Source organism: Tepidiforma sp. (assembly GCF_034433535.1).
GTDB lineage: Bacteria > Chloroflexota > Dehalococcoidia > Tepidiformales > Tepidiformaceae > Tepidiforma.
On the sequence record NZ_DAOUAO010000133.1, the window covers coordinates 1 to 24,602 of the forward strand.

The following is a 24,602-nucleotide window of genomic DNA, read 5'->3' on the forward strand; positions in this document are numbered from 1 at the left end:
CCCCCGCCCCATCTCCGCACCCGTCACCACCTGAACCGGAGCCCTCTGCCATGGAACAGCTCACCCTCACCCTTCGCCCCGGCACCTCCCCCGTCCACCTCTTCCGCGGTGGTGTTGGTGAGCCCGTCCTCTACCTCCACCACCTCGCCGGCCTCCAGGGCTGGGAGCCCGCCATCGCCGAGCTCGCCACCAAATTCGAGGTCATCGCCCCCTACCACCCCGGGTGGGGCCCCTCCTGCGGGCTCGATGATGTCGAATCCGGCCTCGATCTCGTCCTGCACTACATCGACCTCCTCGACCACCTCGGCCTCGAGCGCGTCCACGTCCTCGGCCACTCCATCGGCGCCTGGATCGCTGCCGAACTCGCTGCCATCCACCCCGAACGCGTGAATCGCCTCGTCCTCGCCGCCCCCATCGGCATTTGGGACGACGCCATCCGCGGCGAGGACCCCTTCGCCCAGAACCCCATGCGCGCCACCGAAGTCCTCTTCGCCGACCCGGCCCGCCGCGAGAACCTTATCCTTCGCGACGGCACGGTCGACCCCCTCGAGGTCTACATCCAGGAGATGAAGGACCTGAAGGCCGCAGCCAGGTTCCTCTGGCCCATCCCCGATACTGGCGTCGCCCGGCGACTCCCGCGCATCCGCGCCCGCACGCTGATCGTCGTCGGTAGTGGCGACCGCATCGTCCCGCCGGCCTACGCGCAGCTCTGGCGGGCCCGCATCCCGCGCTCCGAAACGAAGACCATCCTCGATGCCGGCCACCTCATGAATCTCGAACAGCCCAGCCGCTTCGCCACCATTGCCGGCAGCTGGTTCCTTCAGCCGAACTGAGGCTCCGGCGGCGGGGCATGGCATCCGCCGGGGTCGCGGGGGGCGCCAGTTCGGCGCCCCCCGCGCAGCCTTCCGCCGTCATTGCGCTACCCTGTCCCTGTGGAGTCGCCCTCGCCCTTCATGCAGCGCGCCCTCGAGGCGGCCGCCTCAGCCCGCGGGCGAACCTCACCCAATCCCTGGGTCGGAGCCGTACTCGTCCGCCACGGCGAAATCCTCGCCGTTGGCGCAACCGCACCCTACGGCGGGCCCCATGCCGAGGCGCAGGCGCTCGCCGGCGTCGATGCCCGCGACGCCACGCTCTACTGCACCCTCGAGCCCTGCGTCCCCTTCGAGGGCAAGCGCACGCCGCCCTGCTCCGATGCCATCATCCAGGCCGGGGTCGCCCGTGTCGTCATCGCCCTGTTGGATCCCCACGTCGGCGGTCTCGGCGTCCAGCGGCTCCGTGCCGCGGGCGTCCAGGTCGCCGTTGGCGATGGCGCCGCCCGGGCGGCGGAACTCCTCCGCCCCTACCTTCGCTGGCGCCAGACCGGCCTGCCGTACACCATCGCCAAGTTCGCCGTCAGCCTCGATGGACGCGTCGGTGCGCCGGCCGCGGGCATCACCTGGCTCACCGGCGAAGCCGCCCGCGAACGGGTCCACGCCGACCGCGCCTGGGTCGATGCCATCCTTGTCGGCTCCGGCACCGTCCTCGCCGATGACCCCGCCCTCACCGCCCGCCCGGGCGGCGCCCCCGCCGAGCGCCAGCCGGTCCGGGTCATCCTCGATGCTCGCGGCCGCGTGCCCCCGGATGCCCGCGTCTTCGCGCCCGGCGGACGGGTCATCGTCGCCACCGCCCCCGGTTCGCTCCGCGAATGGCGCGAGCGCATCACCGCCGCCGGCGCCACCGTTCTCGAGCTTGAGCCCGCCCCGGGTGGCGTGAACCTCGAGCAGCTTCGCCTCGCGCTCGGCCAGCGCAATATCCAGTCGGTCATCATCGAAGGCGGCCCGACGGTGCTCGCCTCCTGCTTCGCCTCCGGCCTCATCGATGAGGTCCACGCCTACGTCAGCCCGCGCATCCTCGGCCCAGCGGGCATCGCGCTCCTCGCCGGGGAACCGTTCGAACCCTTCGCCCTCCGCAACGTCGCCGTCGAGCCCCTGCCGCCGGACGTTCTCATCCGCGGCTACACTGGTGACTGGGAACCCTCACTCCCCCAACCGCAGGAGTAGCGCCCATGCCCCGCAACTGGATCGTCGTCGGCTCCCCCGAGATCTTCGAAACCACCCGCTCCCTCGGGTTTAAGCGCCACGGTTTCAAGAGCACCCGCCGCAATATGGCCAACGCTATCCAGCCCGGCGACCTCCTCGCCTTCTACATTAGCGGGCGAAAACAGTTCGCCGCCATCTGTCGCGTCACCTCGCCCATCGTCGAAGAGCACACCCGCATCTGGCAGAGCACGAAGAAGCCCGACGAACTGTACCCCTACCGCGCCGGGATTGAGCCCGTCGTTATCCTCCCCGAGGACCGCTGGCTCGACGCTGAACCCTATCACGACCGCTTCAGCTGGACGCAGCGCTGGCCCCGGCAGCACTGGACCCTCGCCTACCAGGGCAACCTCCACGAAATTCCCCAGGCCGATATGGACCTGCTCCTGGCCGATATGCAGCTCGCGGCCGGCTCCGCAGCTGCCGCCCCCTGACCCGGCCGGCCTCAGCTCAACGTCGAATCGTGCGCAGCGTGAGCAGGTGGAGCGTGACCGCGCCAGCAACGCCCAGCAGCGCCAGGCGAAGCCACCACGCCTCGATGAAGAACACCTCGGTGACGCCAATCCCCGCCCAGAGCGTCCCGATCGACCACGCCTTCGCGGCCAGCGTGGCTCCCCGCTCCTCCTTGTAGTCCCGCAGGTGCTGCCCGAACCAGCGGTTGGTCGTCAGCCAGCGGTACGCGCGCGGCGAGCTCCGCCCGTACGCCGCTGCCGCCCCGAGAAAGAAGACGGTCGAGGGCAGGAGCGGCAGGAAGATTCCCAGCACGCCGATGCCCACCAGTAGGCTCCCGAGCCCTACGAGCACCCATCGGGTCACCCGGTGGGCTGAGGGGACCGCCGGGGAATCTGCCAAATCTGGCAGACTGCGAAATTCAGTTCCCATCACGATAAGAACAGTATGCCACACTCAGGTTCGGCCAGCAGCGGAAACCCGGGGACTTGATGCTTCCCCGTCCGTCCCTACCAGGTAATTCGCCGCAGGGTGCTGCCGCTAAACAGGTAGGCCACTTCCCCCCGCACCGCGAATGCCCGCGCCCCGTCGAAATCCGGGTGCCGGTACTGCCGCGCGAACGCCCCATCCCGCAGGAGTACCACCACCCGGCTGATCGCCGGGTCCAGGATCGCAATCTCCGAATCCGAAATCGCCTGCGGTGTCTCGGCTGCAACCAGCTTCCGGTCGATGCCCGCTTGCGCAAGCCGCAGAACGCCGCCGCCCGCCAGGAAGCGCCGGACCGTACCATCGGCATCAACCGTCAGGACGTCCGTATCCACGAACAGCCGGCGTGCGTTCGCCAGTTCCGCCGAGTCGACCACCTTGAGCGGCGGGTTCGGGAAGCCGTCGGGCTCCTGCTGCCAGCGATACACCGCACGGTGGTCGGCGTCCAACACGTACAGGTCGCGCCCCCGCACCGCCATATCCGTCACGGCCAGCCCCGCCGGCGCGTTGAACGCGAGTGCGCTCAGGGCCCCGCCCTCCCACGTCCAGAGCCGGTTGCCGCTATCGAGTACCAGCAGCGCGGGCACCCCGCGGTCGTTCGCGTCCAGCTGCGCGATTGCCACCGGCCGCCCGCGGTTCGCCTCCTTGGTCTCGCCGAACACGCTGCGCGCGCCCCCGCCAACGAGGTCGACCTCCACCACCTGCTGCCCGTTCGCGTCCAGCAGGTAGACGTGCTCCGGGCCGACCGCCATGCGAGTCGGCGCAACCGGCTTGTCGCCTAGGCGGTCGAGCGTCGCCACCACCTCCACCGCGGCCGGCTCAACCACCCGGTCCATCTCGTTGAGCGCCCCAGCGACCTGGTTGAAGAGTGTTTCGGCCTGCGGGTCGCCCTCCTGGATTTCGCGCGCCTTCAACAGCATTGCCTGCGCCTGCACCAGCGCTTCCCGCCGTTCGGTCGGGTCCGTCACCACCTGCGCCACCGCCAGCTTCTGGGCTGCGCCGTTCAGCAGCGTGCTGTACTCGCCCTCGCGGTCCTGTTGCAGCATCCCCGGCAGCGTGACCACCCCGACGAGCACCGCCAGCAGCACCAGCCCCGAGAGGATGACCATCCACGCCGGGGGGAGCGCATGCCCCGCAACCCGGGTGCGGTTCAGCGTCCCGCTCCCGCGCCACCTGCCGCCCATCGAAGTGCGAACCCGCACCAGCGAACCCCCGCCGGCCGCCAGCCCTGACTCGCGTGCCACCGACGCCGCCGCAGGCCCCTCCCCCGCTGGCCGCGCCCGGCGTTCCTCGGCCAGCTCGCTGACCAGCGGCAGGTCGCTCACGCTCGACGCCGGCCCCGGCCGCGCCGATTCGGTCGCCCCAAGCTTTCGCGTGAAGCTCTCTGACCTCGGGTTGCGCCGCAGCGGGCCTGTCACCTGGGTGGCAGCGCTGCCGGGGTCCGTCCCCCGAACCCGCGCTCCTCCACTCCCCAGCATCGGCGCGGCCGCCGCCAGCTGCGCCCGTGCCCGGCGCTCTTCCGCCACCCGCGAAAGGACCAGTCCCGAATCCCCCGCAGCCCGCGCCAGCGGGGCCGGCACCGCCTCCTCCATCTGCGGGACCGCCGCCACCACCCCCTCCCGCGGGCGGATTCGCTCGAGTTGCCGGCGAGCAGCGGCAACGTCATGCTCGCGCTCCTCGTCGACAAAGAGCCGCGGCTGGAACATCGGCAAGCCGCCCGCCTGCTCCTGTGGCGCCTGCCCGGTCGCATCAATCACCGGGTCGGCGAGGTCGCCCTCGCGACCCGATTCGGCCCGCGGCCGCTCGCCGCGCCAGTCCGCCGGCGCCGTGACCAGGAGTACCGTCTGGTGACGCAAATGCCGCACCCGCTGATACAGGTCCGGGAGTACGTCCTCGGCCGGCAGCCGAGAAATGCCCAGCAAGAGCTCCTCATCGACCGCTTCAAAGGCCGGCGTCGAAAGCAGCAGCACCCGGTCGCCTGCCCCGAACTCCAGCCGGCGCAGCACAGGTCCGGCCCCGCCGGTTCCAATCGCCTGCGCGAAAGGCCCATCCGGCCGCACCACGTCCGCCGATGCGCCGTGCACCACCACCGCAGCCGCCGGACCCGCCTGGGCCAGCACCACCTGCGTCCCGCGCCGCGCGAGGCAGCTCATGCCCAGCGAAACCCGGTGGTGCGCGATGCTCCTGCGGTTCCAGTCCGCGACGACCCGCTCGGCCTCGGCGAACAGCCGCCGCAGCACCCCGGTCAGGCTCATGTCGAGGTTCTGCAGCGCCTGTCCCAGCGCAGAGACGACATGACCCGCGAACGCCTCCCCCGCGGGAGTCGTTCCCTCGGCAACCACAAACAGCTCGACCCTGTCATCAGCCGGACCGCGCCCGTGGAACACCCCGGCGTTCGGTCCGCGGTCGACCGGTTCGTGATCCACGATCGCGAACTGGCCGACCTGGAGCGGCTCGGTCAAAGCTCGACCGTCCTCCAGCGCGCAGTCTCGGCTCGGCGAGTCAGGCGATGCCCGCGGCATGACAATGCAGCCGCGACCCCGCCGGCACCGCTGGCCACTATACCACCGCGTGGTAGCCCAACCGCAAGCCTCGGGCAGAAAGGTGTCCTCGCCTGCAATCCCCGGGAGGTGTCGAGCAAGCGGCCCCTTCCGAAGAGCGGCGCTGCCCGTCCCTTCACCCCCAGCGTGCGTCGCCCTACACCAGCGGGCTGCCCGGCACCATCCCAAACAACACCCGGCCGGTCGTTTCCCAGCGCCCATCCTGCACCCCGAGGTGCTGCGCCGCGGTGTGAATATCCCTCCAGCAGCGCTCCAGCGGCGAAGTCTGGAAGATCGCGCTTGTGCCGCTCAGACGGTACAGCAGACCGACGGCATCGGTGCAGCTCTCAACCGCCAGCAGCGAGGCCAGCCGCACATCGCACAACAGCTCTGTCGACAACTCCGCCCCGCGCTCAACGCGCTCCCAAAGCGGCCGAACCTCCCCGTACCAGTAGCCGCGCGCCGACCGAACCAGCGCCTCCGCCCGCGCCAGGCCAGCCTGCGCCTGTACCGTTTCGAACAGGCGCGCCCCGCTGAACGGAACCGGCTTCGCCATCGCCAGCGCCCGGAACTCCTCAATCGCCCGCCGCGCGAGCCCAAGGCACACCGGCGGCGACTGCGCCAGGTGGAGCAGCGAGAACAGCGGCATCCGGGCGAGCGGGGTTTCCCACACTGGCTTCGGCCCAGCAGGGAGTTCGATGTCCCCCGTCATCTCCTCGGAGACGAACACATCCTCCACGTACAGGTCCTGGGTTCCGCTCGCCCGAAGGCCCGTCACGTGCCACGTATCGATAATCTCCGCCTCCGACGGTGTGATGAAAAAGAACACCAGCTCGGGCTGACCGTGGTCATCCATCACCGGCGCCTCGCCCTCGAACACCGGCGCCGGCGCCCCGATCCAGTCCGCGTTTGGCGCCCCGCTGTTAAACGACCAGCGGCCCGTCAGCCGATACCCTCCCGGTACTCTCACCGCGCGCACCCCGAACGCCGGTGCCCCGGCGATGAGCGTCCCGCCCCCTCCCAGCACCCGTGCCGCAGCCTCCCTGCCAAGTACCGTGGTGAAGTACCCATTCGCCACCCCGAGCGCGACCGTCCAGCCCGTCGACCCGTCATGGCGCGCGACCTCTTCCACGACTGCGAGCGCCTCCGGCAGCGCGAGTTCCAGTCCCCCAAACCCGCGGGGCGTATAGATGGAGAACAGCCCCGCATCCTTCAGCTTGCTCATCAGCGCACGCGGCAGCCGACGTTCGGCTTCGGCCTGGGCTGCTGCCCCGCGGATGTCCATGGCCACCGGCCCGACAAGGTCACGCGGTGTAACTGCTGTTGCCGTCATCTGATGTCATCCCCCAGCGAAGTCGCCGCACCGCCCCCGGGACGGCCCGGCGCTGCCCACACGGTACGAGCCCTCGCCGCCCCTGCCTTCCAGAAAATCAACCAACCTGCCCGGGACGGTGTGGTGATTTTTCACCATGCCCCGGCATTGCCAGCCCGCTTCGGACCGCGTACGCCGCCAGGCCCGCTCGTGAACCGACACCCAGCTTCGCCATCATATTCTGGACGTGCCGCGCGACCGTGTGTTCGCTGATAACCAGCGTCGCCGCCACTTCCTTATTAGTCTCTCCGCTGGCAATCAGCCTCAAGACGTCCACCTCGCGAGGCGTGAGCATGCCTCGACCCTCTTCCCAAGCCTCGCCCGCATCCGCCCGCAGGGCCTTCAGGTCTGGCGCCGCGCCCAATCGTTCAAACACCCAGCGCGCCGCGTCGAACTCCATTGCGGCCGACTGGTCGTCACCGAGTGCCCGGTACGCCCGCCCAATCAGCACCCGAACCCTGGCGCCCTCGTATGGGGCCTCGAGCTGCTGCCAGGCCGCCCACGAACGGCGCAGCGGCGCCAGCGACTCCTGAGGTCGCCCCTCAGCCAGAGCCACGCTCCCGGCTGCGCGGTCCCGGAGCGCTCGTACCGGGAGCGAATCGACCGCCGCCGCAACCTCGGCCAGCTCGCTCACAACGCTCCTGGCGCCCACCACGTCCCCCATCCGCAGCAGGACGTCCACATAGGCGCTCTGCAGCTCCGCCCTGCGCGCGAGCCGAATCAGCCGCTCCCAATCGCCCATCGGCCTGTCGGGCTCGGTCTCTCCGAGCGCATAATGCAACGCCCGTTCCGCCGCTTCGAACTGGTCGCTGCCCGCCCACAACAACGCCAGGCCTGGCTGCGGACTCCTTCCGCGTCGGCTCGCCTGGCGATACGCAGCTTGCGCAGCGCTCCCTTCCCCCCGGAGCCGGTAGAGCTCGCCCAGGTGGTAGAACGCATCCCCATGCCCCTGCGGACTGGACGGCAGCGACAGCCAATCACACGCCTGCCGCGCCTCCTCCAGCGCATCCGCCCAGTCACCCCTCCAGCGCATCACCTCGATGCGGTGCACCAGGCATGGGGCACGATACGGCACAAGGTCCTCCTGTCCCTCGCACCAGCGCGAAAAGACCGCCGTCCACTCCTGGGCTCGCCGCACGTCGAGCACCTCCTGGCACGCTTCCAGGACGCCACAAAAGATGTGGCCGACCAGCAGCGGAGAAACTTCGCCCGCGCCCACAGCGACCATCGCCTCATCGAGCGCCGCCATCCCTTCGTCCAGGTGCCCGAGCCGCAGCAGCGCCCGTCCCCGCCCGTGGCCGGCAGCAGCCAGGAGGCTCGAGTCCGCATAGCGGCGCCCATAAGCAGCGGCCGCAGTAAATGCTTCGCATGCGGCCCCCGCATCGCCGGACCCCAGCGCCTCGACACCCTCCGGGATCAAGAGATACCCCCACTCGACGCAGTCCGTCCCGCAGTCTGTGAGCAAACCCCTCGCGCGGCCAAACCACCCGTTTGCCTGGGCGAACTCCCCGGTAAACATCATCCCGTGCCCGAGGAAAAAGGCGAACCGCACGGCCCGGCGCAGGTCCTCTAGCTCAATTGCCCGGCGGTACCCTCGGACGAGCGCCTCACGGCTCTCCTGCTCATCACCCAGCAGGTGGTTCGCGGCAGCCAGCCGCTCAAAGTCATCGAATGCGAGCGATGCGGTGAAACCGTGGGCCCGGTAGGCATCACGGGATGCCCGCCGGGCCCGCCGGTCGTACGCCTCGCGCGCCTCCAGCAGCCACGCAGCCGGCATGCCGCAAATTCTAACTCTCTGCCTCCGGCCGTGGCCCGCCCCTACCCCTCCCCGCGCCCCAGCCGCTCCAGCGCCTCACCCGTGAGCCGGTACGTCGTCCACTCCTCCATCGGGACCGCCCCCAGCGACCGGTAGAAGCCGATAGCCGGCGCGTTCCAGTCCAGGACCGAGCACTCCAGCCGCGCACAGCCCCGCTCCAGCGCCAGCGCCGCGAGCCGCGCTGCTGGATGCCAGGAGCTGCTCAGGGGGCCGCGCCGCTTCTTCCTCGGGCTCATCGGGCCGGGGGGTTGGCTTCGAGCCATGCGCGGGCCTCCTCCCGCCAGGCGGCCGGGTCGGTGAACGCTAGCCGCTCGAAATCGGCGAGCCGGGACGGCTCCAGCCCTGGGGGCATGGCTACGGCTACCGGTTCGGCCACGGCCACGACCCATGGCGCGGGGGCCCCGCCGACGGCGGCGCGGAGGAAGCCGCCGGCGGGGTTGGTCGGCAGCGGCTGCCACGCGCCGGACGGGGCGAGGATGACCACCGAAGCGCCATCGCCCGCCCCGGCGCGGGGCAGTTCCACCTCGATGGGGTCGGCGTGGACGACGCCCGTGCCGGAGACGAGGACGTAGGTGGAGCCATAGAACCTCCATGCCGGGCTCGAGGGCGGCGGGGGGCCCTGCTGGAAGTCCAGGTGGTCGGTGTAGAGGATCTCACCGGGCGGCACGGTTGCGCGGGCTCCGGAAGGGTGAATGAGGCGGATGGGCGGGTGCTGACCGAGGCCGTTCGGTCCGGGCCCCGGGGCGGGGCCGAGCTGCTCGACCCGGGACTGGCGCTGGTCGCCGCTGCCGGGTGGGGTCCCGTCACCCCGGAACAGGAGGAGCAGCCCGGACACGCCGCCAACGACGAGCAGCGCAAAGAACGCCACCGGCGCCAGGCGGCCGGGACGGCGGGCCCGGCGGCTGCTGCCCGGGGGAGTCGCAGGACTTCCGCTCGCTGCGCCGAGAGCAGCACCGCACTGGCGGCAAAACTTCGCCCCCGGCGCGTTCATTGCCCCGCAGGCGGGACACGCCGTCGGCTGCGGAGCCGGCGAGGTTGCGGCGGGCGCTGGAGACGCCGGGACCAGGGCCTCGCCACACTGGCCGCAGAACTTCGCCCCCGGGGCAGTGGCCGCCCCGCACGCGGGGCAGGCGCCACCGGCCGGCGCGATTGGCTCTGGTCTGTCTTCGGGAGATTCGGCTTTGGAGCTCATGAGCGACATGGTCTGCCCAACCGCCAGGGGCGAGGCAGGGGCGAACGGGGGAAGGGATTCGGTCAAACGGCCCGGAAGAGTACCGCACAAGCCCGGGCCCCGTATTCCAGCGGGAGGGAACGCCTCTCCAGGGGGCTGGGGCTGGTGGTGCTGCGCTGGCGGCGTCCTGCTTGGCGTGTCGTAGCCTCAACCCAATGCCCGGCGCCATTCGGCAGGGCGGAACCGGCAGGCATCGTTCATCGCGCTCCTGGCCGCCGGCCGGCGTGGGCAGCCGATGGGAGGACCCGGCCACCACCGAGCAGTCTGGCAACGAGGCTGTCATCCCCTCCCCTCGCCGCAGCGCCGGCGTGCGAAGCACCGCCTGTGCCGTGAGGGAGTCCCGAAAAAGGCACGCTTTTCCGGGTGGACACCATTCATCGCGACTGGCTGAAGCAACGCAGCCCCAGCATGGAGGCCCCGGCTCTCGGCAGATATCGCTGGCAGGTCCCGGTCGCCCGCTTCCGCGACGCCGGGGACGCGCGAGGATGTCTCATCCTCATCCGTGAGCTCTACGACAGGGTGTGTCCTGCCTGAAACCTCTGCCGTGACCGGGACAGCATCTCCTCGCCGACCAGCGGTGCGTGGCTCCGCGAACACCTCCCCGCTTGTCATTCCCCGGCCCGGTGCAGCCGGGTGGTGGCTGAGCTCGACGTCGAGCTCTCATCGCCGCCCAGCCTTGCCGGGCCCAAGGCGGGCTGGAGCAGCACTGCGCCACCTCCAGTCCCCGTCGGGCATCCTCGAAGTTCTCGCTGAGCCTAACCGTCTCGCAATCGCGCAGCCGCTGTCGTCCCCCGCGATTCGCTAGACTGACGACCCGGCGCCCGTCTCCGACGACACCAACTCCCCCACGAAGCGTGTCCGCCTGCGCAACCAACCTGCTCACACGCCGGTCCCAGGAAATCCCAAGACCTCCCCGCATCCCGCGCCACAACGCTCAGGTCTCCCGTTCCCGGGAGCCCCACCGACCCAGCCTGGCGAGAACCATGCGCCGGAGCAAGGCCTTCAGCGCTTGACCAGCCCCGGTCAATGAACAGGAGGCCCGGGCTGGGGACCAGCACGCCCATCCGTCTGCCTTGAACGCAGAAGGCACTGGCACAGGGGCTGTGCTTCGTTGCTCAGGAGTTCGACACGCTCCGGCTGAGCGTGCCCGCGCCTCCGGGCGTCAGTGACCGTCACTGCAGCGAACCCCGGCAACGACGCTCGGCTGCTCGATGCAGTGAGCCGAATGGCGGGTCCTGCCCCTTGCGGAAGCCGCGCTTGGCCACAGGAGAGATGTCAGTGCCGAAGACCGTCCTCGGGAGTTCTGCCCGGCTCCAGGCGGTCTCGTGTTCCCGGACCAACGGACTTCCGACAGGCCACAGCACATCCCGCGCCGGCTGCTCCGCCGCCCGTGCATGGCCCGGCCGCCGGATGGGGCACAGGGCGGCGAGACACCAGCCGCGCCCGGGAAGCTCCGCACAGCCGGGAAACGGGGCGCCCGGCTCGGCGACCCACGTTCGCCAGCAGGTGTTCGTCGGAAGTGCATTCCCGGGCTGTCTCCTCCAGTTCCGCGCAACGGTGGTTGGTGCTGCGGCTGCGCAACGACAGGTCCTGTCGTCTTCCTCGGGCTGGTTTCGAAGACCTGGGGGCCGGCGGTATGATGGCGCCCCTCAGGAGGCCTTCACATGGAGCGACTTGCCGACCTCGTACCGGGTGCGCGGGTCGAAGGACTCGTGCCCGGCGAAACCGTCGTCATCGTGAGCGTGAAACACCACGGCGGAACCATCGCCACAGTGGTCTACCGTGTCGAGCGGTCCGGCAAAGTCGGTGACCAAATTGTCTACCAGCATCAGCTCCCCACATTGCAGCTGGTCGAGGCTCCGACAGCCTGGGCTTTCGACAGCAACGGCGACCTGTTTCGGCTCGCCTCCGAGGCGCGCAGGATTCAGCTCGCCTGGATGTTCGACCCGATGCTGGGATTGCACACCTCGAACGTCGAGCCGCTTCCCCATCAAATCGCAGCGGTGTACCAGGCGATGCTGCCGAGGCAGCCCTTGCGCTTCCTCCTCGCGGATGACCCCGGCGCCGGCAAGACCATCATGGCCGGCCTGCTCATCCGCGAGCTCATGCTGCGCGGCGACATCGAACGCTGCCTCATCGTCTGCCCGGCAAACCTCGGCGAGCAGTGGCAGGACGAACTCAGCTCCAAGTTCGACCTCCGCTTTGACCTCGTAGGCCGCGCGGAAATCGAATCCTCGGTTTCCAACAACCCGTTCAGCGAGCGCAACCTGGTCATCAGCCGTATCGACCTGCTCAAGCAGGACGACAACATGGCCCGCCTTAATGCAGCCGACGACTGGGACCTCGTAATTGTCGATGAGGCGCACAAGATGAGCGCCCAGTATTACCAGGACGAAATCAAGCGGACGGCTCGCTACCGGCTCGGGGAACTGCTCAGCCGAAAGGCTCGCCACTTCTTGCTCATGACAGCAACGCCCCACCGCGGACGGGACGAAGACTTCCAGCTGTTCATGGCTCTGCTCGATGGCGACCGCTTTGAGAGTCAACTCCAGCTGGGGCCGCGCCAGGCCGATGTGTCCGACATGATGCGGCGCATGCTCAAAGAGGAGCTGGTCGACTTCGACGGTCATCCGCTCTTCCCGGAGCGCCGGGCGTACACGGTGAACTACGAGCTTTCGGACCAAGAAGCACTTCTCTATGAACAGGTCACCCACTACGTCGCCGAGGAGATGAATCGGGCGGACCGCCTCCTGAGCGAGGGGAACGGGCGCGGCCGGGTTGTCGGGTTCGCCCTCACCCTCCTGCAGCGGCGGATGGCCTCCTCCCCGGCAGCAATTCATGAGTCCCTCAAGCGGCGCCTGCGGCGGCTGGAGCATGAGCTGGAAGAAGCCAGGCAGACGCGCCGGGTGGCAGAAGCCGAGCGCAGCGAAGCCATCGAGCGCCTGCTGCGTGCCGCCGACCCTGAGGACCTCGAGGCAGACCTCGAGGAGGAGCCGGAGAGCGAGACGCAGGAGATCGTCGACCAGGCAACCGCCGCCCGGACGGTCGAGGAGCTTGAGGCCGAGGTGAAAAGCCTTCGGCGCCTGGCGACCCTCGCGAAGGCCGTGCGGGAAAGCAAGGTCGACCGCAAGTGGGACAAGCTGCGGGAAGTCCTGGAATTCCCCGAGATGTTCGAAACCGGCGGAGGCCGCCGGAAGCTCGTCATCTTCACCGAGCACCGCGACACCCTCGACTACCTGGTCCAGCGCATCCGCGACTTCCTCGGCCGGAGCGAGGCAGTGGTCGCAATCCATGGCGGCCTGCTGCGCGAGGAGCGCCAGAAGGCTCAGGAGCGATTCGTGAACGACCCCGACGCAATCGTCCTGGTCGCCACCGACGCCGCCGGGGAGGGCATCAACCTCCAGCGTGCCCACCTGATGGTCAACTACGACCTGCCCTGGAATCCGAACCGTCTCGAACAGCGCTTCGGACGCATCCACCGCTTCGGGCAACGCGAGGTGTGCCACCTCTGGAACCTGGTTGCCTATCAGACCCGCGAAGGCGCCGTCTACCAGCGCCTCTTTGAAAAGCTCGAAGAAGAACGGGACGCTCTGGGCGGGAAGGTGTTCGACGTGCTGGGCCGCGTCTTCACCGAGGTCTCCCTCAAAAACCTCATGCTCGAAGCAATTCGATACAACTCCACCGAGGAAGCTCGCCAGTACCTCGAGAAGAAAATCGAATCACAGTGGGACCCCGCCCTCCTGCGCAGGCTGTTGGAGGAGCGCTCGCTCGACGCCACGACCCTTGCGGCCTCCCGCCTGCGCGAACTGCGCGACGAGATGGACCGCGCCGAGGCCCGCCGCCTCGTCCCCCACTTCGTCGAATCGTTCTTCGTTGAGGCGTTCCGGCGGCTGGGCGGGTCCATCAACCCGCGCGAGCCGGGGCGCTACCAGGTCACCCATGTGCCGGCCGAGCTGCGCCGCCGCGACCGAATCATCGGCCGGGGCGCCCCGGTCATGGAGCGCTACGAACGCATCTGCTTCGACCGCGCCAACATCCACCTCGACGGAAAACCCCAGGCCACCTTCATCGCGCCGGGCCATCCGCTCCTGCGCGCCGTCATCGACCTCATCCTGGAGCGCCACCGCGACGCCCTCGCGCGCGGCACCATCCTCGTCGACCCCGCAGCCGAGCGCGACCGCCCGCGCGTCATGTTCGCGGTCGAAAGCACCCTTGTCGATGGCGTGACCAACGCCGACGGCAGTCCCCGGGTCATCTCCCGCAGGATGGACTACATCGAGGTCGACGACAGCGGCAACGCAACTTCCGCCGGTGCCGCGCCGTACCTCGATTACCGCCCGCTCGCCGAGGGCGAAGAGGCCGCGGCGCGTGCCCTGCTCGCGACCGTATGGACTGCCGACAACCTCGAGGAGCTGGCCACAGACTTCGCCCTTCGCACCGTGGTGGACCACAATTTCAAAGAAGTTGCCGGGCAGCGCCAGCGGCAGGTCGACCGGACCATGGCGGCGGTGAAGCAGCGGCTGACGGCGGCCATCCAGTATTGGGACCACCGCGCCATAGAGCTGCGGGAGATGGAAGAGGTCGGCAAGAAAACCCGCCTGAGCAGCCAGAACGCCGCACAGCGCCGCGACGACCTCGAGCGCCGGCTCGGCGAGCGGTTGGAGCGCCTGAAGCTCGAGCGCGAGGTGCGGCCCCGGCCGCCCCTGGTGCAGGGCGCGGCATTCGTCATTCCGGAATCCGCGCTCCGCCCGGCCTCGCCCGGCGACCCCCTCGCGCCGCCGCGCGAAACCGGCCGGGTCGAGGCGGTCGCCATGGCCTGCGTGATGGAGCACGAGCGCGCCGCCGGCCGCGAACCCATCGATGTCAGCGCCCATAACCGCGGCTGGGACATCGAAAGCCGCGAGCCCGATGGCCGGCTTCGCTTCATCGAGGTCAAGGGCCGGCGCCCCGGCGCTTCGACGGTTTGCATCACCCGGAATGAGCTGCTTACCTGCCTCAACATGCGCGACCAGTTCTGGCTGGCCGTGGTCACGGTCGATGGCGACCGCGCCGTGGACGTCGAAATGTACCAGGACCCGCTCGCCGGCGACTGGTCGTTCGCGATGGCCAGCCAGAACCTGAATCTCCACGAACTGCGTAAGAACGCTGCCGAGGCCCCCGCATGACCCGCACCCGCAAGAAACTCATCGAAGCCGCCCTCCCGCTGGACGCGATCAACGCTGCCGCTTCCCGCGAAAAATCCATCCGCCACGGGCACCCCTCGACGCTGCACCTCTGGTGGGCGCGGCGGCCGCTCGCCGCGGCGCGCGCCGTCATCTTCGCCCAGATGGTCGACGACCCCTCGGCCTGCCCGGAGGAGTTCCCCACTTCGGAGGCGCAGGAGGCCGAGCGCCAGCGCCTCTTCCGCCTCATCGAGCAGCTCGTCCTCTGGGAGAACACCACCAACGAGACCGTCCTCCAGCAAGCGCGCGACGAAATTTGGAAGAGCTGGCGCCGGGCCTGCGCCGATAACCGCGACCACCCCCGCGCCGCCGAGCTCTTCGACCCGGAAAAGCTCCCTGCCTTCCACGACCCCTTCGCCGGCGGCGGCGCGCTGCCGCTCGAGGCGCAGCGGCTCGGGCTCGAGGCCTACGCCAGTGACCTCAACCCGGTCGCGGTGCTCATCAACAAGGCGATGATCGAGATCCCACCGAAGTTCGCGGGCAAGCCGCCGGTGAATCCGGAATCGCGCAGCGACAAGCAGCTCTTCGCGCGCGAGTGGAAGGGCGCGCAGGGCCTCGCCGAGGATGTGCGCCACTACGGCAAGTGGATGCGCGACGAGGCCGAGAAGCGCATCGGGCATCTCTATCCGAAGATCGAGGTCACGGCGGAGATGGCCGAGGGACGGGCGGATCTTTTGCCCTACGTGGGCAAGAAGCTCACCGTGATCGCGTGGCTGTGGGCGCGCACGGTGAAGAGCCCGAACCCGGCCTTCGCAGAGGTCGAGGTGCCGCTGGCGTCGACGTTCATGCTCTCGACGAAGGCGGGCAAGGAGGCCTATGTCGAGCCCGTCATCGAGAATGGCGGCTACCGGTTTACGGTGAAGGTGGGCAAGCCCAGGGACGCGGAGGCGGCGAAGAGCGGGACGAAGCTCGCGCGCGGGGCGAATTTCCGGTGCGTGATGTCGGGAACGCCGATCGAGGGCGACTACATCAAGGCCGAGGGGCGGGCCGGGCGAATGGGCGCGCGCATGATGGCAATTGTGGCCGAGGGCGAGCGCGGGCGCGTGTATCTGGCGCCCACGCCGGAGCACGAGGCGGTGGCGCGCGAGGCGAAGCCGGAGTGGAGGCCGGAAGGTGACGTCCCCGCGCGACTCACGGGCGGAACTTGTGTGCCGTACGGCCTCACGACGTGGGGCGACCTCTTCACCCCGCGCCAGCTCGTGGCGCTGACGACGTTCTCGGACCTCGTGGGCGAGGCGATGGCGCTGGTGAAGCGCGATGCCGTCGCCGCGGGCCTGCCCGACGACCGCGTGCCGCTGCGCGACGGCGGCACCGGCGCGACGGCCTACGCCGAGGCGGTGGGGGTGTATTTGGCACTTGGCGTCGACAGACTAACCGATCGGTCATCAACGATCAGTGGGTGGGATAGTGGGTTCACAAAGATCCGAAATACCTTCGGCCGACAAGCGCTACCAATGACTTGGGATTACGCCGAGGGGAATCCTTTCTCGGCTTCAACGGGCAATTTCTCGGCGCTTCTTGAGTGGGTTGAGAAGTTTCTCATTGAGACGCCAGTGGTGCCGAACGGCCTAGTCGCGAACCAAGATGCATGCACACAAAATGTGAGCGCCGGCAAGCTCGTGTCTACCGACCCTCCCTACTACGACAATATCGGCTACGCGGACCTGTCGGATTTCTTCTACGTTTGGCTTCGCCGTTCGCTGAAGCCCGTCTTTCCGGACCTCTTCGCCACCGTCGCGGTGCCCAAGGCCGAGGAGCTGGTCGCCACGCCGTACCGTCACGGCAGCAAGGAGAAAGCCGAAGCGTTCTTCCTCAACGGTATGACGAAAGCGATGCAGCGCCTTGCCGAGCAGGCGCACCCCGCGTTTCCCGTCACCATCTACTACGCCTTCAAGCAATCGGAGAGCGAAACGGAGGCAGGCACCGCGAGCACCGGCTGGGAGACCTTTCTCGACGCCGTGATCCGCGCGGGCTTCGGCATCAGCGGCACCTGGCCGATGCGTACCGAGCTTGGCAATCGCATGATCGGCTCGGGCACCAACGCCCTTGCCTCCAGCATCGTCCTCGTCTGCCGTCCGCGCCCGGCCGATGCGCCGACCGCCACCCGGGCGGAGTACCTGGCAGCCCTGCGGGCGGCAATCGCCGAGGCCCTGCCCGTGATGGTGGCCGGCGGCATGGCCCCGGTCGACCTCGCCCAGGCGGCGATCGGGCCGGGCATGGCCGCCTACTCCCGCTACCGCGCGGTCCTCCGGCAGGATGGCCAGCCGGTGACGGTGCGGGAAGCCCTCCAGGATATCGGCGAGGCGGTCGCGGCCTACCGGGCGGAGCGGGCGGCGCAATTCGATGCGCCCACCCGCTTCTGCATCGATTTCTACGCCCAGTTCGGCTTCGAGGAGGCCCCGTACGATGAGGCCCTGAAGCTGGCGCGCGCCCAGAACGTGGGCGTGAACCGCCTCGAGGAATCGCACCTGCTGGAGGCGGAGAAGGGCAGGGCGCGGCTGGTGGAGCCCTCCGCCTATCCCGTGGGAGTGGCGGGCCTGGCGCGGCCGTTCGGCGGCAGCGCCTGGGAGGCCTGCCTCCGGCTCGCGGTTACCCTGCAGGAAGAAGGAGAACAGGGCGCGGCGGCGCTCGCGCATGAGCTGGGCGAAGGGGTCACCGCCCGTGCCCGTGAGCTGGCGGTCTGGCTGTATACCTACGCCGACGCGCGCAGGCGCCCCGCCGATGGGCTGCTCTTCAATGCGCTGGATGCCTCTTGGCAGGAGATCCAGCGGCTCGCCGCGCGCCTGCGCGAGGGCACCCAGGCGCGCCTCGTTTGAGACGAGCGACCGGAGAGGACACGCACATGACCGAAGCAACGAATTTCGCACGGGTCTCGGAGGCCATGCACCTGCTGGGGCAGCACCTGGCCCCGTTCGTGGAGCGGGAGCTGAAGCGCACCGGGGCCGGCTGGTGGACAAACCTCGTGCTGCCCAACGTCTCGGACCTGTCGCGGCGGAACCTGCCGGCGCGGCCGAAGCAGGGCACCAGCGACAACCTGGCCGGGCTTGATGTGGCCGACCTCCTGGGCCTGCTGGTGAAGAACTTTCGGGTGGCCTTCGAGGGCAAGCTGCCGCGGGAGGCGCGGACCTATGCCGACGAGCTGCGGTGGACGCGCGACTCCTGGGCGCATAAGCCCGCCGGTGCCGACCTGGAGAAGCAGCGGGCCGACCGGGCGATCGAAACGGCTGCGCTCCTCCTGGACAGGGTCGACCGGTCGGCGGCTGCAGCGGTACGGTCGCTGCTCGCGCAGGGGAGTCCGCAGGCGGCTGCAGCCAATGGCGAAAGCAGGGGAACGCCCGCTGGGCCGGAGAGTGAGCCGCCCGCGGCTGCCGGGCCCGGGCCGGAGGCGTCGTTCGCCGATGCAGGGCTGCGGCCCTGGCGGGAGGTGGTGGTCCCGCGGGAGGATGTGCGCACAGGGCTGCTGACGCAGGGGCAATTCGCTGCAGACCTGCACGAGGTATACCGGCAGAACCCGGAAGTCGGGCGGGAGTACCTGGACGCACGGGAATTCTTCGAGCGGACGTACGTCACGGCCGGGCTGCGCGACTTCCTGAAGACGGCGCTGCGGCGGTTGACGGGGCAGGGTGGAGACGCCGTGGTGCAGCTGAAGACCGGCTTCGGCGGTGGCAAGACCCACACGATGCTGGCGCTCTACCACATGGCGCGCTCCGGCGCCGAGATCGTCAACGATGTGCCGGTGTTGAAGGAGCTGAGCCAGGAGCTCGGCGTCGCCATCCCCCGGGCGAACACGGCCGTGCTGGTCGGGACAAAGATCTCGGCCACCTCCGCCTTCGATGACGACCCGGAACTGAAGGCGCTGGGCCTGAGCCTGCGCACCCTCTGGGGGCACATGGCCTGGCAGCTGGGCGGCTACGAGGCCTACAGGCACGTCCAGGATGCGGACATCCACGGGGTGGCACCGGCCGAGGAGATCCGCAAGGTGCTGCAGCAATGCGCCCCCTGCATCGTGCTGATCGACGAGCTGGTCGCCTATGGTCGCAACCTGCCGCCGAAGCGCACGAACCTGCCGGGCGGCTCGCTGGAGTCGCTGCTGACCTTCCTGCAATCCCTGACAGAAATCGCGAAGGCAACGCCGGGGGTGGTCGTAGCGGCTTCCATCCCCGAATCGGACATGGAGATCGGCGGCGTGCAGGGCGAAAGGGTGCTGGCGCGCGTCCAGCAGACGTTCGGCCGCCTTGAAACGGCCTGGCAGCCGGTGCAGCCGACCGAGTCGTTCGAAGTGGTGCGGCGCCGGCTCTTCGAACGGGTCGACCCCGAGGGCCGGGACCAGGCAGTTGCGCGCTTCGTGGAGTACTACCGGCAGAACCGCGCCGACTTCCCCGCAGAGGTGGCAGAGCGGGCGTACGAAGAGCGCATGCGGGCCGCCTACCCCTTCCACCCGGAGCTGTTCGACCGGTTGTACCAGGACTGGAACGGGGCGGTCCCGCAATTTCAATCAACGCGCGGCGTGCTGCGGCTGCTGGCCGGGGCCGTGCAGGCAATGTGGCAGGAAGGTGATCAATCCGCGCTGATTATGCCCGCAACCCTGCGGTTCGACCTGCCCGTGGTGCGAGAAGAGCTGATGCGCTACCTGCCGCCGCAGTTCCAGCCGGTCATCGATGGCGACATCGAAGGGCCCTCGGCGGAAGCCGTGCGGATCGACGCGTCGAATGCGCGGTACGGGCGAGTCGGGGCGGCACGCGCGACGGCTCGGACAATCCTCCTGGGCAGCGTGCCGGGCAAGGCGACGCCGGGGATTGAGGATGTGCGGATTCGGCTGGGCGCGGTCAGGCCCGGCGAGCCCATCGCCACCTACAACGATGTGCTGGGCAGGCTGCGGGAGCGGCTGCAGTTCCTGCACGGGAGCGGCAGCCGGTACTGGTTCGAAGTTCGGCCCAATCTCAATCGAACGGTCGCCGATCGGATGAGCCGGATTTCCGAACGCGAGGTCTACGAGCTCATCGAAACGCGCCTCCGCGGCGACCGCGAACACGCGCCGTTCGCCGGCAAGCACGTCGCGCCGGCCTCGAGCGCAGACGTGCCGGATGACGTTGCGGTGCGGCTGGTGGTGCTTTCGCCGCAGCACCCGCACCGGGCCGGGGACGAGGATTCGCCGGCGCTGGCAGCGGCGTGGGACGTCCTGAATCAGCGCGGCAACGCCCCGCGTCTCAACCGGAACATGCTGGTGTTCGCGGCGCTCGATGAGGAGATGCTGCCGGGCCTGCACGAGCAGGGGAAGCTGTATTTGGCCTGGAAGTCGATTGTGGACGAACGGCGGCAGCTGAACCTGGATGAGGACCAGGTGCGGCAGGCAACAGACCTGCGGGACCGCGCGGAGAAGGCCATCGATGGCCTCTTGAGCGACGGCTACCGCTGGTTCCTCGTCCCATACCAGGGGGTTCGGGAGGAGAACGGAGAGCTGACCCTGGAGACGGAGACCATCCGGGCAATCCACACCAGCGGGCGATTGGGCTCAGCCGGCCCCATCGCACAGCGCGCGGTGGCGACACTGGAATCGGAGGAGCTGCTGCTGCTGAGGTGGTCGCCGCTGTTCCTGAAGCGGGAGCTCGACCGCTGGTTCTGGCGGCGGGGTCTCGAGCACATCGAAGCGCGCAGGCTCTGGGAAGAGAATCTGACCCGCTACCTGTACTTCCCGCGGCTGGTAAATGCGGAAGTCCTCAAGAGGGCAATCCAGGAGGGGGCCACGTCGACGGAATTCTTTGGCTATGCGCAGGGCCACGAGGGGGGAACATACTCCGGGCTGAGCTTCGGTCAGCGACCGCAAAGCGTGTTGCTCGACCGCGGAGCTGTCGTGGTGCGTCGGGACGTTGCCGAAGCGGCGTCGAGGGCGGATGCACGCCCCGGGCTGGTGGACGAAGGCCCGGGGGATGACTCCGGAGGAAACGGCGGTCCCGATGGTCCCCCCCGGCCGCCGTCGGGTCCGACGGCAACGACGCGCAGGCGCTTTTACGGGCGGGTGCGCTTGAACGAGCTGAAACTGGGCTCAAGTGCAGCCCAAATCGGGGAAGAGATTGTGCAGCACCTTTCCGGACTGCTGGACGGTCAGGTCGAGGTCGAACTGGAGATACGGGCTCGCAGCGAAAGCGGATTTCCTGAGCAGGTGGTGCGGACTGTCAGCGAAAATGCACGGACGCTAAAGTTCGAGCATTTCGAATTTGAGGAATAGCAGCGTGGATGGAAGCCGGCCAGTTTCGCCGCCCGAGTACTTCGCGCGCATTCGCGACGAGGCGGTCCGCCGGTGGGACCAGCTGCAAGCCGACCCCGGCCTGGCGGGCCCCTGGCAGCAGCTGTTCAAGCAGGTGCAGGACCCGCGCCACGTTCTTTCTGAGTTACTCCAGAACGCCGACGATGCGGGCGCGTCGCGGGCACTCGTGAAGATCGAAGGCGATACGCTCGTCTTAGAACACGACGGCAAAGATTTTGTCGAGGAACACTTTCGCTCCATTTGCAACTTCGGCTTCTCGAACAAGCGATCGCTGAGCACGATTGGGTTCCGGGGTATCGGATGGAAGTCAACCTTCAGCCTTGGGGATCAGGTCGAACTGATGACTCCCTCGCTCTCGGTCGAATTTCGCCGAGAGCGGTTCACCCGGCCAGAATGGGTGGCCCGGCCCCTGGGCAAGCAGAACCTGAACGTGATGGTGAGGGTCCGGGTGCGCGAGGAGAGCCTGCGGGACGTGCTGGCCGCCAGCTTCGAACCGACGCGCCTCTCGCAGGTCCGGAATCAGGCGCGTAAGTGCGCCTCCCGGGGCAGCCGGGCTAGCCGAGAATGTCCCCAGAGTTGTGTACAGACCTCAGTTCACTGACGCCTTGCCCGTGCAATCCAGAAATCCAGTAGCTGTCCCCGATCATTCGCCATCGATGGTGTCGCAGTCCGCAGCAGACGCTGGACCAGTGCATTTCGCCCGGCCGAATCTCGTGCTTGCGCACTGCGCTGCGCCCGGTAGGTTTCGAGGGATGCCGCTCGCGGCCACGAAGGCGCTCCTCGGCCGCCGTCACCCAGGGGGCAAAGTCGACCATACGTGCTGCCGGCTCGACTCTCACTGAAGCCCAGTTTTGAGCGCGGCGCTTGCTGCATCGAGGATCGCTCCAGGCAACCGTGGCTTTGCGGCCTCACAGGCCTGCTCGAGGGCGCTCTCATCCTTGGGTTGCTCACGGGCCGCGAGGGCCACGTGCAAGGCGCGGTCGCGCAGGTCCTCCCGGGTGGCAACCAGTTCGATGGGAAGCAGAATGACCGGCCGATGTGGCGACAGGATGGCCACTTCGGCATCAGAGTACAGGCGACGGGGCATCAGGCCGGAACGGCTGGCGGGAGGGCAGAGTGCGTCCCTCGGCCCGTCAGGTAGACTCGTCACGTTGTCGAAGGCAACGACGCGGCAATTCGTGGGGACGACCATCAGCTCGCGCTCATCGCGGGGCGGGCGAAGCAATGGAACTCCTGAGGGTCCACAAGACTGCGCAGGAACCGCGAAAGCCGGCTTGCCGCTCGCTGCCTCATCCCCAATCTCAAGCACCGGGAAGGTTCCTGGCGGGTCAGGCGCGCCAGCAACCGAGGCGATCGAAGGGGCGTAAGAACTTCGCGGAGACGCCGGAGTTGGCCCGGGCGAAGGCAGGTGTCGGTGCAGCGCCATCTCCGTTGCAAAACGGGCTGGCTGGAACAGGGCCGCCGGGTGCCCGTCGACGTGTGAGGGGCCGCTCGCTGACCGGGATTCAGAGGTCCATGCTCAATCCGCACGGGTATGGCGAGGCTTCCTTTGAGCCGCTCGTCGACTCACGTGCAGAGCCCTGGCTTTCCACGGACCCTGGAGCGATTGAAGCCGCGTCTCATCAGCTACCCCTCCCCGCGCCCCAGCTGCTCCAGCGCCTCACCGGAGAGCCGGTACGTCGTCCACTCCTCCATCGGGACCGCCCCCAGCGACCGGTAGAAGCCGATAGCCGGCGCGTTCCAGTCCAGGACCGACCACTCCAGCCGCGCACAGCCCCGCTCCAGCGCCAGCGCCGCGAGCCGCGCCAGCAGCGCCCGCCCATAGCCCCGCCCCCTGGCCCCCGGCCGCACAAACAGGTCCTCCAGGTAGATGCCGGGCTTGCCCTCCCACGTGCTGAAGTTGTGAAAGAACAGCGCAAAGCCCTGCACCTCTTCCCCATCCTCGGCGAGCAGCACCTCGGCGTACCGGCGCTCCCCGAACAGGTGCCTCCCGAGCTCCTCACGCTCGAGGTGCACCCCATCCGGCTCCCGCTCGTACTCCGCCAGCGCCCGGATCAGCTCGATGACCACGTCCAGGTCACCCGGCTCCGCAAAACGGATGCGCATCAGCCCTCGACCAGCTCCACCTTTGAAACGGTGGCCCCCTCCCGCGCGATGCGCGTCACCAGCGCCCTCCCGTCATAGCCCGCGGAGCGCGCGCACGCCAGCATCGCGTTCGCAACCGCCCGGGCGGGCCCCTCGGGGCAAATCGCAGCGACCGAGCTCCCCGCCCCGCTCAGCCACGCCGCCCAGGCCCCCGCGCCCCTTGCCGCCGCGAAAATGTCGAACAGCGGGGGGAAGAGCGACGCACGCTGCCGCTGGTGGACCCGGTCGTCGGTGGCCTCCGCCAGCACCTCCATCCTCCCGGCAGCCATCGCCGCGACAAACAGCGCCGCCCGGCCGATGTTGTGCACGACGTCCGCCTTCGCATACACATCCGGGAGTGCCTTCCGCGCCTCCTTCGTCGGCATCGAATGGTCCGGGATGAGCAGCGCAATGTGCGCATCCGAAGGGTAGCGCCCCGGTACCCGGACGTAGTGCCCATCGCTTCCCTGCACGCAGACCTGTAGCCCGCCGAACAGCGCCGGGCAGGCGTTATCGCCGTGGCCCTCCAGCTCGCTCACGAGGTCCAGCATCGCCTGCTCATCGAACGGCCCGCGTTCGAACTCGTTCACCGCCAGCACGCCGGCCGCACGCGCCACCGCGCTCGCCCCGAGGCCGCGTCCCAGCGGAATCTCCACCTGGTAGCGAACCCGCACACCGGGAGGCATCGGCTTTCCCAGCCGCGCGTACGCCTTTCGAATTGCCGTCAGCACCATCTTTTCGCCCACATCCTCGGTGGGCGGCTGCTCGGCCTCGCAAAACGTCACCGTCACCGATGCGAACATATCGAGCGCCAGCCCAAGGCAATCGAACCCCGCCCCGAGGTTCGCGCTCGTAGCGGGCACGCGCAGCGTAATCGCGGTCGCGCTCATCGCAGGCACCTCCTCGTCTTCCCAAAGCCCGCATGGTACCAACCACCCCCCGCAAACCTCCAATACCGCGCCCCTTCCCTCGATACCCGCGGCATGCCATAGTTCCCCGAATCCTCGAAGGAGGCATCACC

General features: G+C 68.9%; 16 protein-coding genes and 2 pseudogenes. 8 read left to right on the plus strand and 10 right to left on the minus strand.

Annotated features, from left to right (window positions below; genetic code table 11):
- Nucleotides 1–50: 50 nt before the first annotated feature.
- The 3 genes from VAE46_RS07290 to VAE46_RS07300 all read left to right on the plus strand — a co-directional run bounded on the left by VAE46_RS07290 (nucleotide 51) and on the right by VAE46_RS07300 (nucleotide 2,509).
- Nucleotides 51–833, plus strand: coding sequence for an alpha/beta hydrolase (locus tag VAE46_RS07290; RefSeq protein WP_322796263.1), 783 nt, complete (start codon nucleotides 51–53; stop codon nucleotides 831–833).
- Nucleotides 834–932: 99 nt separating this feature from the next.
- Nucleotides 933–2,039 carry a bifunctional diaminohydroxyphosphoribosylaminopyrimidine deaminase/5-amino-6-(5-phosphoribosylamino)uracil reductase RibD gene (ribD, locus tag VAE46_RS07295; protein ID WP_322796264.1) on the plus strand — a complete coding sequence of 369 codons (1,107 nt, stop codon included), beginning with the start codon at nucleotides 933–935 and terminating at the stop codon, nucleotides 2,037–2,039.
- Between the two features lie 5 nt (nucleotides 2,040–2,044).
- On the plus strand, nucleotides 2,045–2,509 hold the full coding sequence (locus VAE46_RS07300; RefSeq protein WP_322796265.1) for an EVE domain-containing protein: 465 nt from the start codon (nucleotides 2,045–2,047) through the stop codon (nucleotides 2,507–2,509).
- 16 nt (nucleotides 2,510–2,525) lie between these two features.
- Here VAE46_RS07300 and VAE46_RS07305 read toward each other — a convergent pair whose 3' ends face one another.
- From VAE46_RS07305 to VAE46_RS13550, 7 genes and pseudogenes are all read right to left on the minus strand, one after another.
- Nucleotides 2,526–2,957 (minus strand): YbaN family protein, encoded by a 432-nt coding sequence (locus tag VAE46_RS07305; RefSeq protein WP_322796266.1) that lies wholly within the window; start codon nucleotides 2,955–2,957, stop codon nucleotides 2,526–2,528.
- A gap of 77 nt (nucleotides 2,958–3,034) precedes the next feature.
- Nucleotides 3,035–5,473, minus strand: coding sequence for a hypothetical protein (locus tag VAE46_RS07310; protein WP_322796267.1), 2,439 nt, complete (start codon nucleotides 5,471–5,473; stop codon nucleotides 3,035–3,037).
- Nucleotides 5,474–5,708: 235 nt separating this feature from the next.
- Nucleotides 5,709–6,884, minus strand: a complete 1,176-nt coding sequence (locus VAE46_RS07315; RefSeq protein WP_322796268.1) for an acyl-CoA dehydrogenase family protein — start codon at nucleotides 6,882–6,884, stop codon at nucleotides 5,709–5,711.
- Nucleotides 6,885–6,981: 97 nt separating this feature from the next.
- A complete protein-coding gene (locus VAE46_RS07320; protein WP_322796269.1) occupies nucleotides 6,982–8,700 on the minus strand; it encodes a helix-turn-helix transcriptional regulator in 1,719 nt (572 codons plus the stop codon).
- 41 nt (nucleotides 8,701–8,741) lie between these two features.
- Nucleotides 8,742–8,915 (minus strand): annotated as a pseudogene (locus VAE46_RS07325) (N-acetyltransferase); the annotation flags it as partial.
- A 56-nt stretch (nucleotides 8,916–8,971) separates the two neighbouring features.
- Nucleotides 8,972–9,607, minus strand: a complete 636-nt coding sequence (locus VAE46_RS07330) for a hypothetical protein (protein WP_322796271.1) — start codon at nucleotides 9,605–9,607, stop codon at nucleotides 8,972–8,974.
- 81 nt (nucleotides 9,608–9,688) lie between these two features.
- A pseudogene (locus VAE46_RS13550) lies at nucleotides 9,689–9,940 on the minus strand (zinc ribbon domain-containing protein); the annotation flags it as partial.
- Between the two features lie 393 nt (nucleotides 9,941–10,333).
- Here VAE46_RS13550 and VAE46_RS07335 point away from each other — a divergent pair.
- From VAE46_RS07335 to VAE46_RS07355, 5 genes are all read left to right on the plus strand, one after another.
- Nucleotides 10,334–10,504: a hypothetical protein gene (locus tag VAE46_RS07335; RefSeq protein ID WP_322796272.1), complete on the plus strand. Its 171-nt coding sequence runs from the start codon at nucleotides 10,334–10,336 to the stop codon at nucleotides 10,502–10,504.
- 1,130 nt (nucleotides 10,505–11,634) lie between these two features.
- Nucleotides 11,635–15,135: a helicase-related protein gene (locus VAE46_RS07340; protein ID WP_322796273.1), complete on the plus strand. Its 3,501-nt coding sequence runs from the start codon at nucleotides 11,635–11,637 to the stop codon at nucleotides 15,133–15,135.
- Entirely contained in the window at nucleotides 15,132–18,008 is a 2,877-nt protein-coding gene (locus tag VAE46_RS07345; RefSeq protein ID WP_322796274.1) for a DUF1156 domain-containing protein, read from the plus strand. The genes VAE46_RS07340 and VAE46_RS07345 overlap by 4 nt, the downstream gene beginning before the upstream one ends.
- A 26-nt stretch (nucleotides 18,009–18,034) precedes the next feature.
- Complete coding sequence (locus VAE46_RS07350) at nucleotides 18,035–21,418, plus strand: DUF499 domain-containing protein (protein WP_322796275.1); 3,384 nt, start codon at nucleotides 18,035–18,037, stop codon at nucleotides 21,416–21,418.
- 4 nt (nucleotides 21,419–21,422) lie between these two features.
- On the plus strand, nucleotides 21,423–22,058 hold the full coding sequence (locus VAE46_RS07355) for a sacsin N-terminal ATP-binding-like domain-containing protein (RefSeq protein WP_322796276.1): 636 nt from the start codon (nucleotides 21,423–21,425) through the stop codon (nucleotides 22,056–22,058).
- A 234-nt stretch (nucleotides 22,059–22,292) separates the two neighbouring features.
- Here the strand turns inward: VAE46_RS07355 and VAE46_RS07360 are convergent, their stop codons facing one another.
- The 3 genes from VAE46_RS07360 to thrB all read right to left on the minus strand — a co-directional run bounded on the left by VAE46_RS07360 (nucleotide 22,293) and on the right by thrB (nucleotide 24,471).
- The gene (locus tag VAE46_RS07360; RefSeq protein WP_322796277.1) at nucleotides 22,293–22,514 is read right to left on the minus strand and encodes a hypothetical protein; all 222 of its coding nucleotides are present in this window, start codon (nucleotides 22,512–22,514) and stop codon (nucleotides 22,293–22,295) included.
- A 569-nt stretch (nucleotides 22,515–23,083) separates the two neighbouring features.
- Nucleotides 23,084–23,563, minus strand: coding sequence for a GNAT family N-acetyltransferase (locus VAE46_RS07365; protein ID WP_322796278.1), 480 nt, complete (start codon nucleotides 23,561–23,563; stop codon nucleotides 23,084–23,086).
- Nucleotides 23,563–24,471 (minus strand): homoserine kinase, encoded by a 909-nt coding sequence (gene thrB, locus VAE46_RS07370; protein WP_322796279.1) that lies wholly within the window; start codon nucleotides 24,469–24,471, stop codon nucleotides 23,563–23,565. Before thrB ends, VAE46_RS07365 begins: the two co-directional genes overlap by 1 nt.
- Nucleotides 24,472–24,602: the final 131 nt, after the last annotated feature.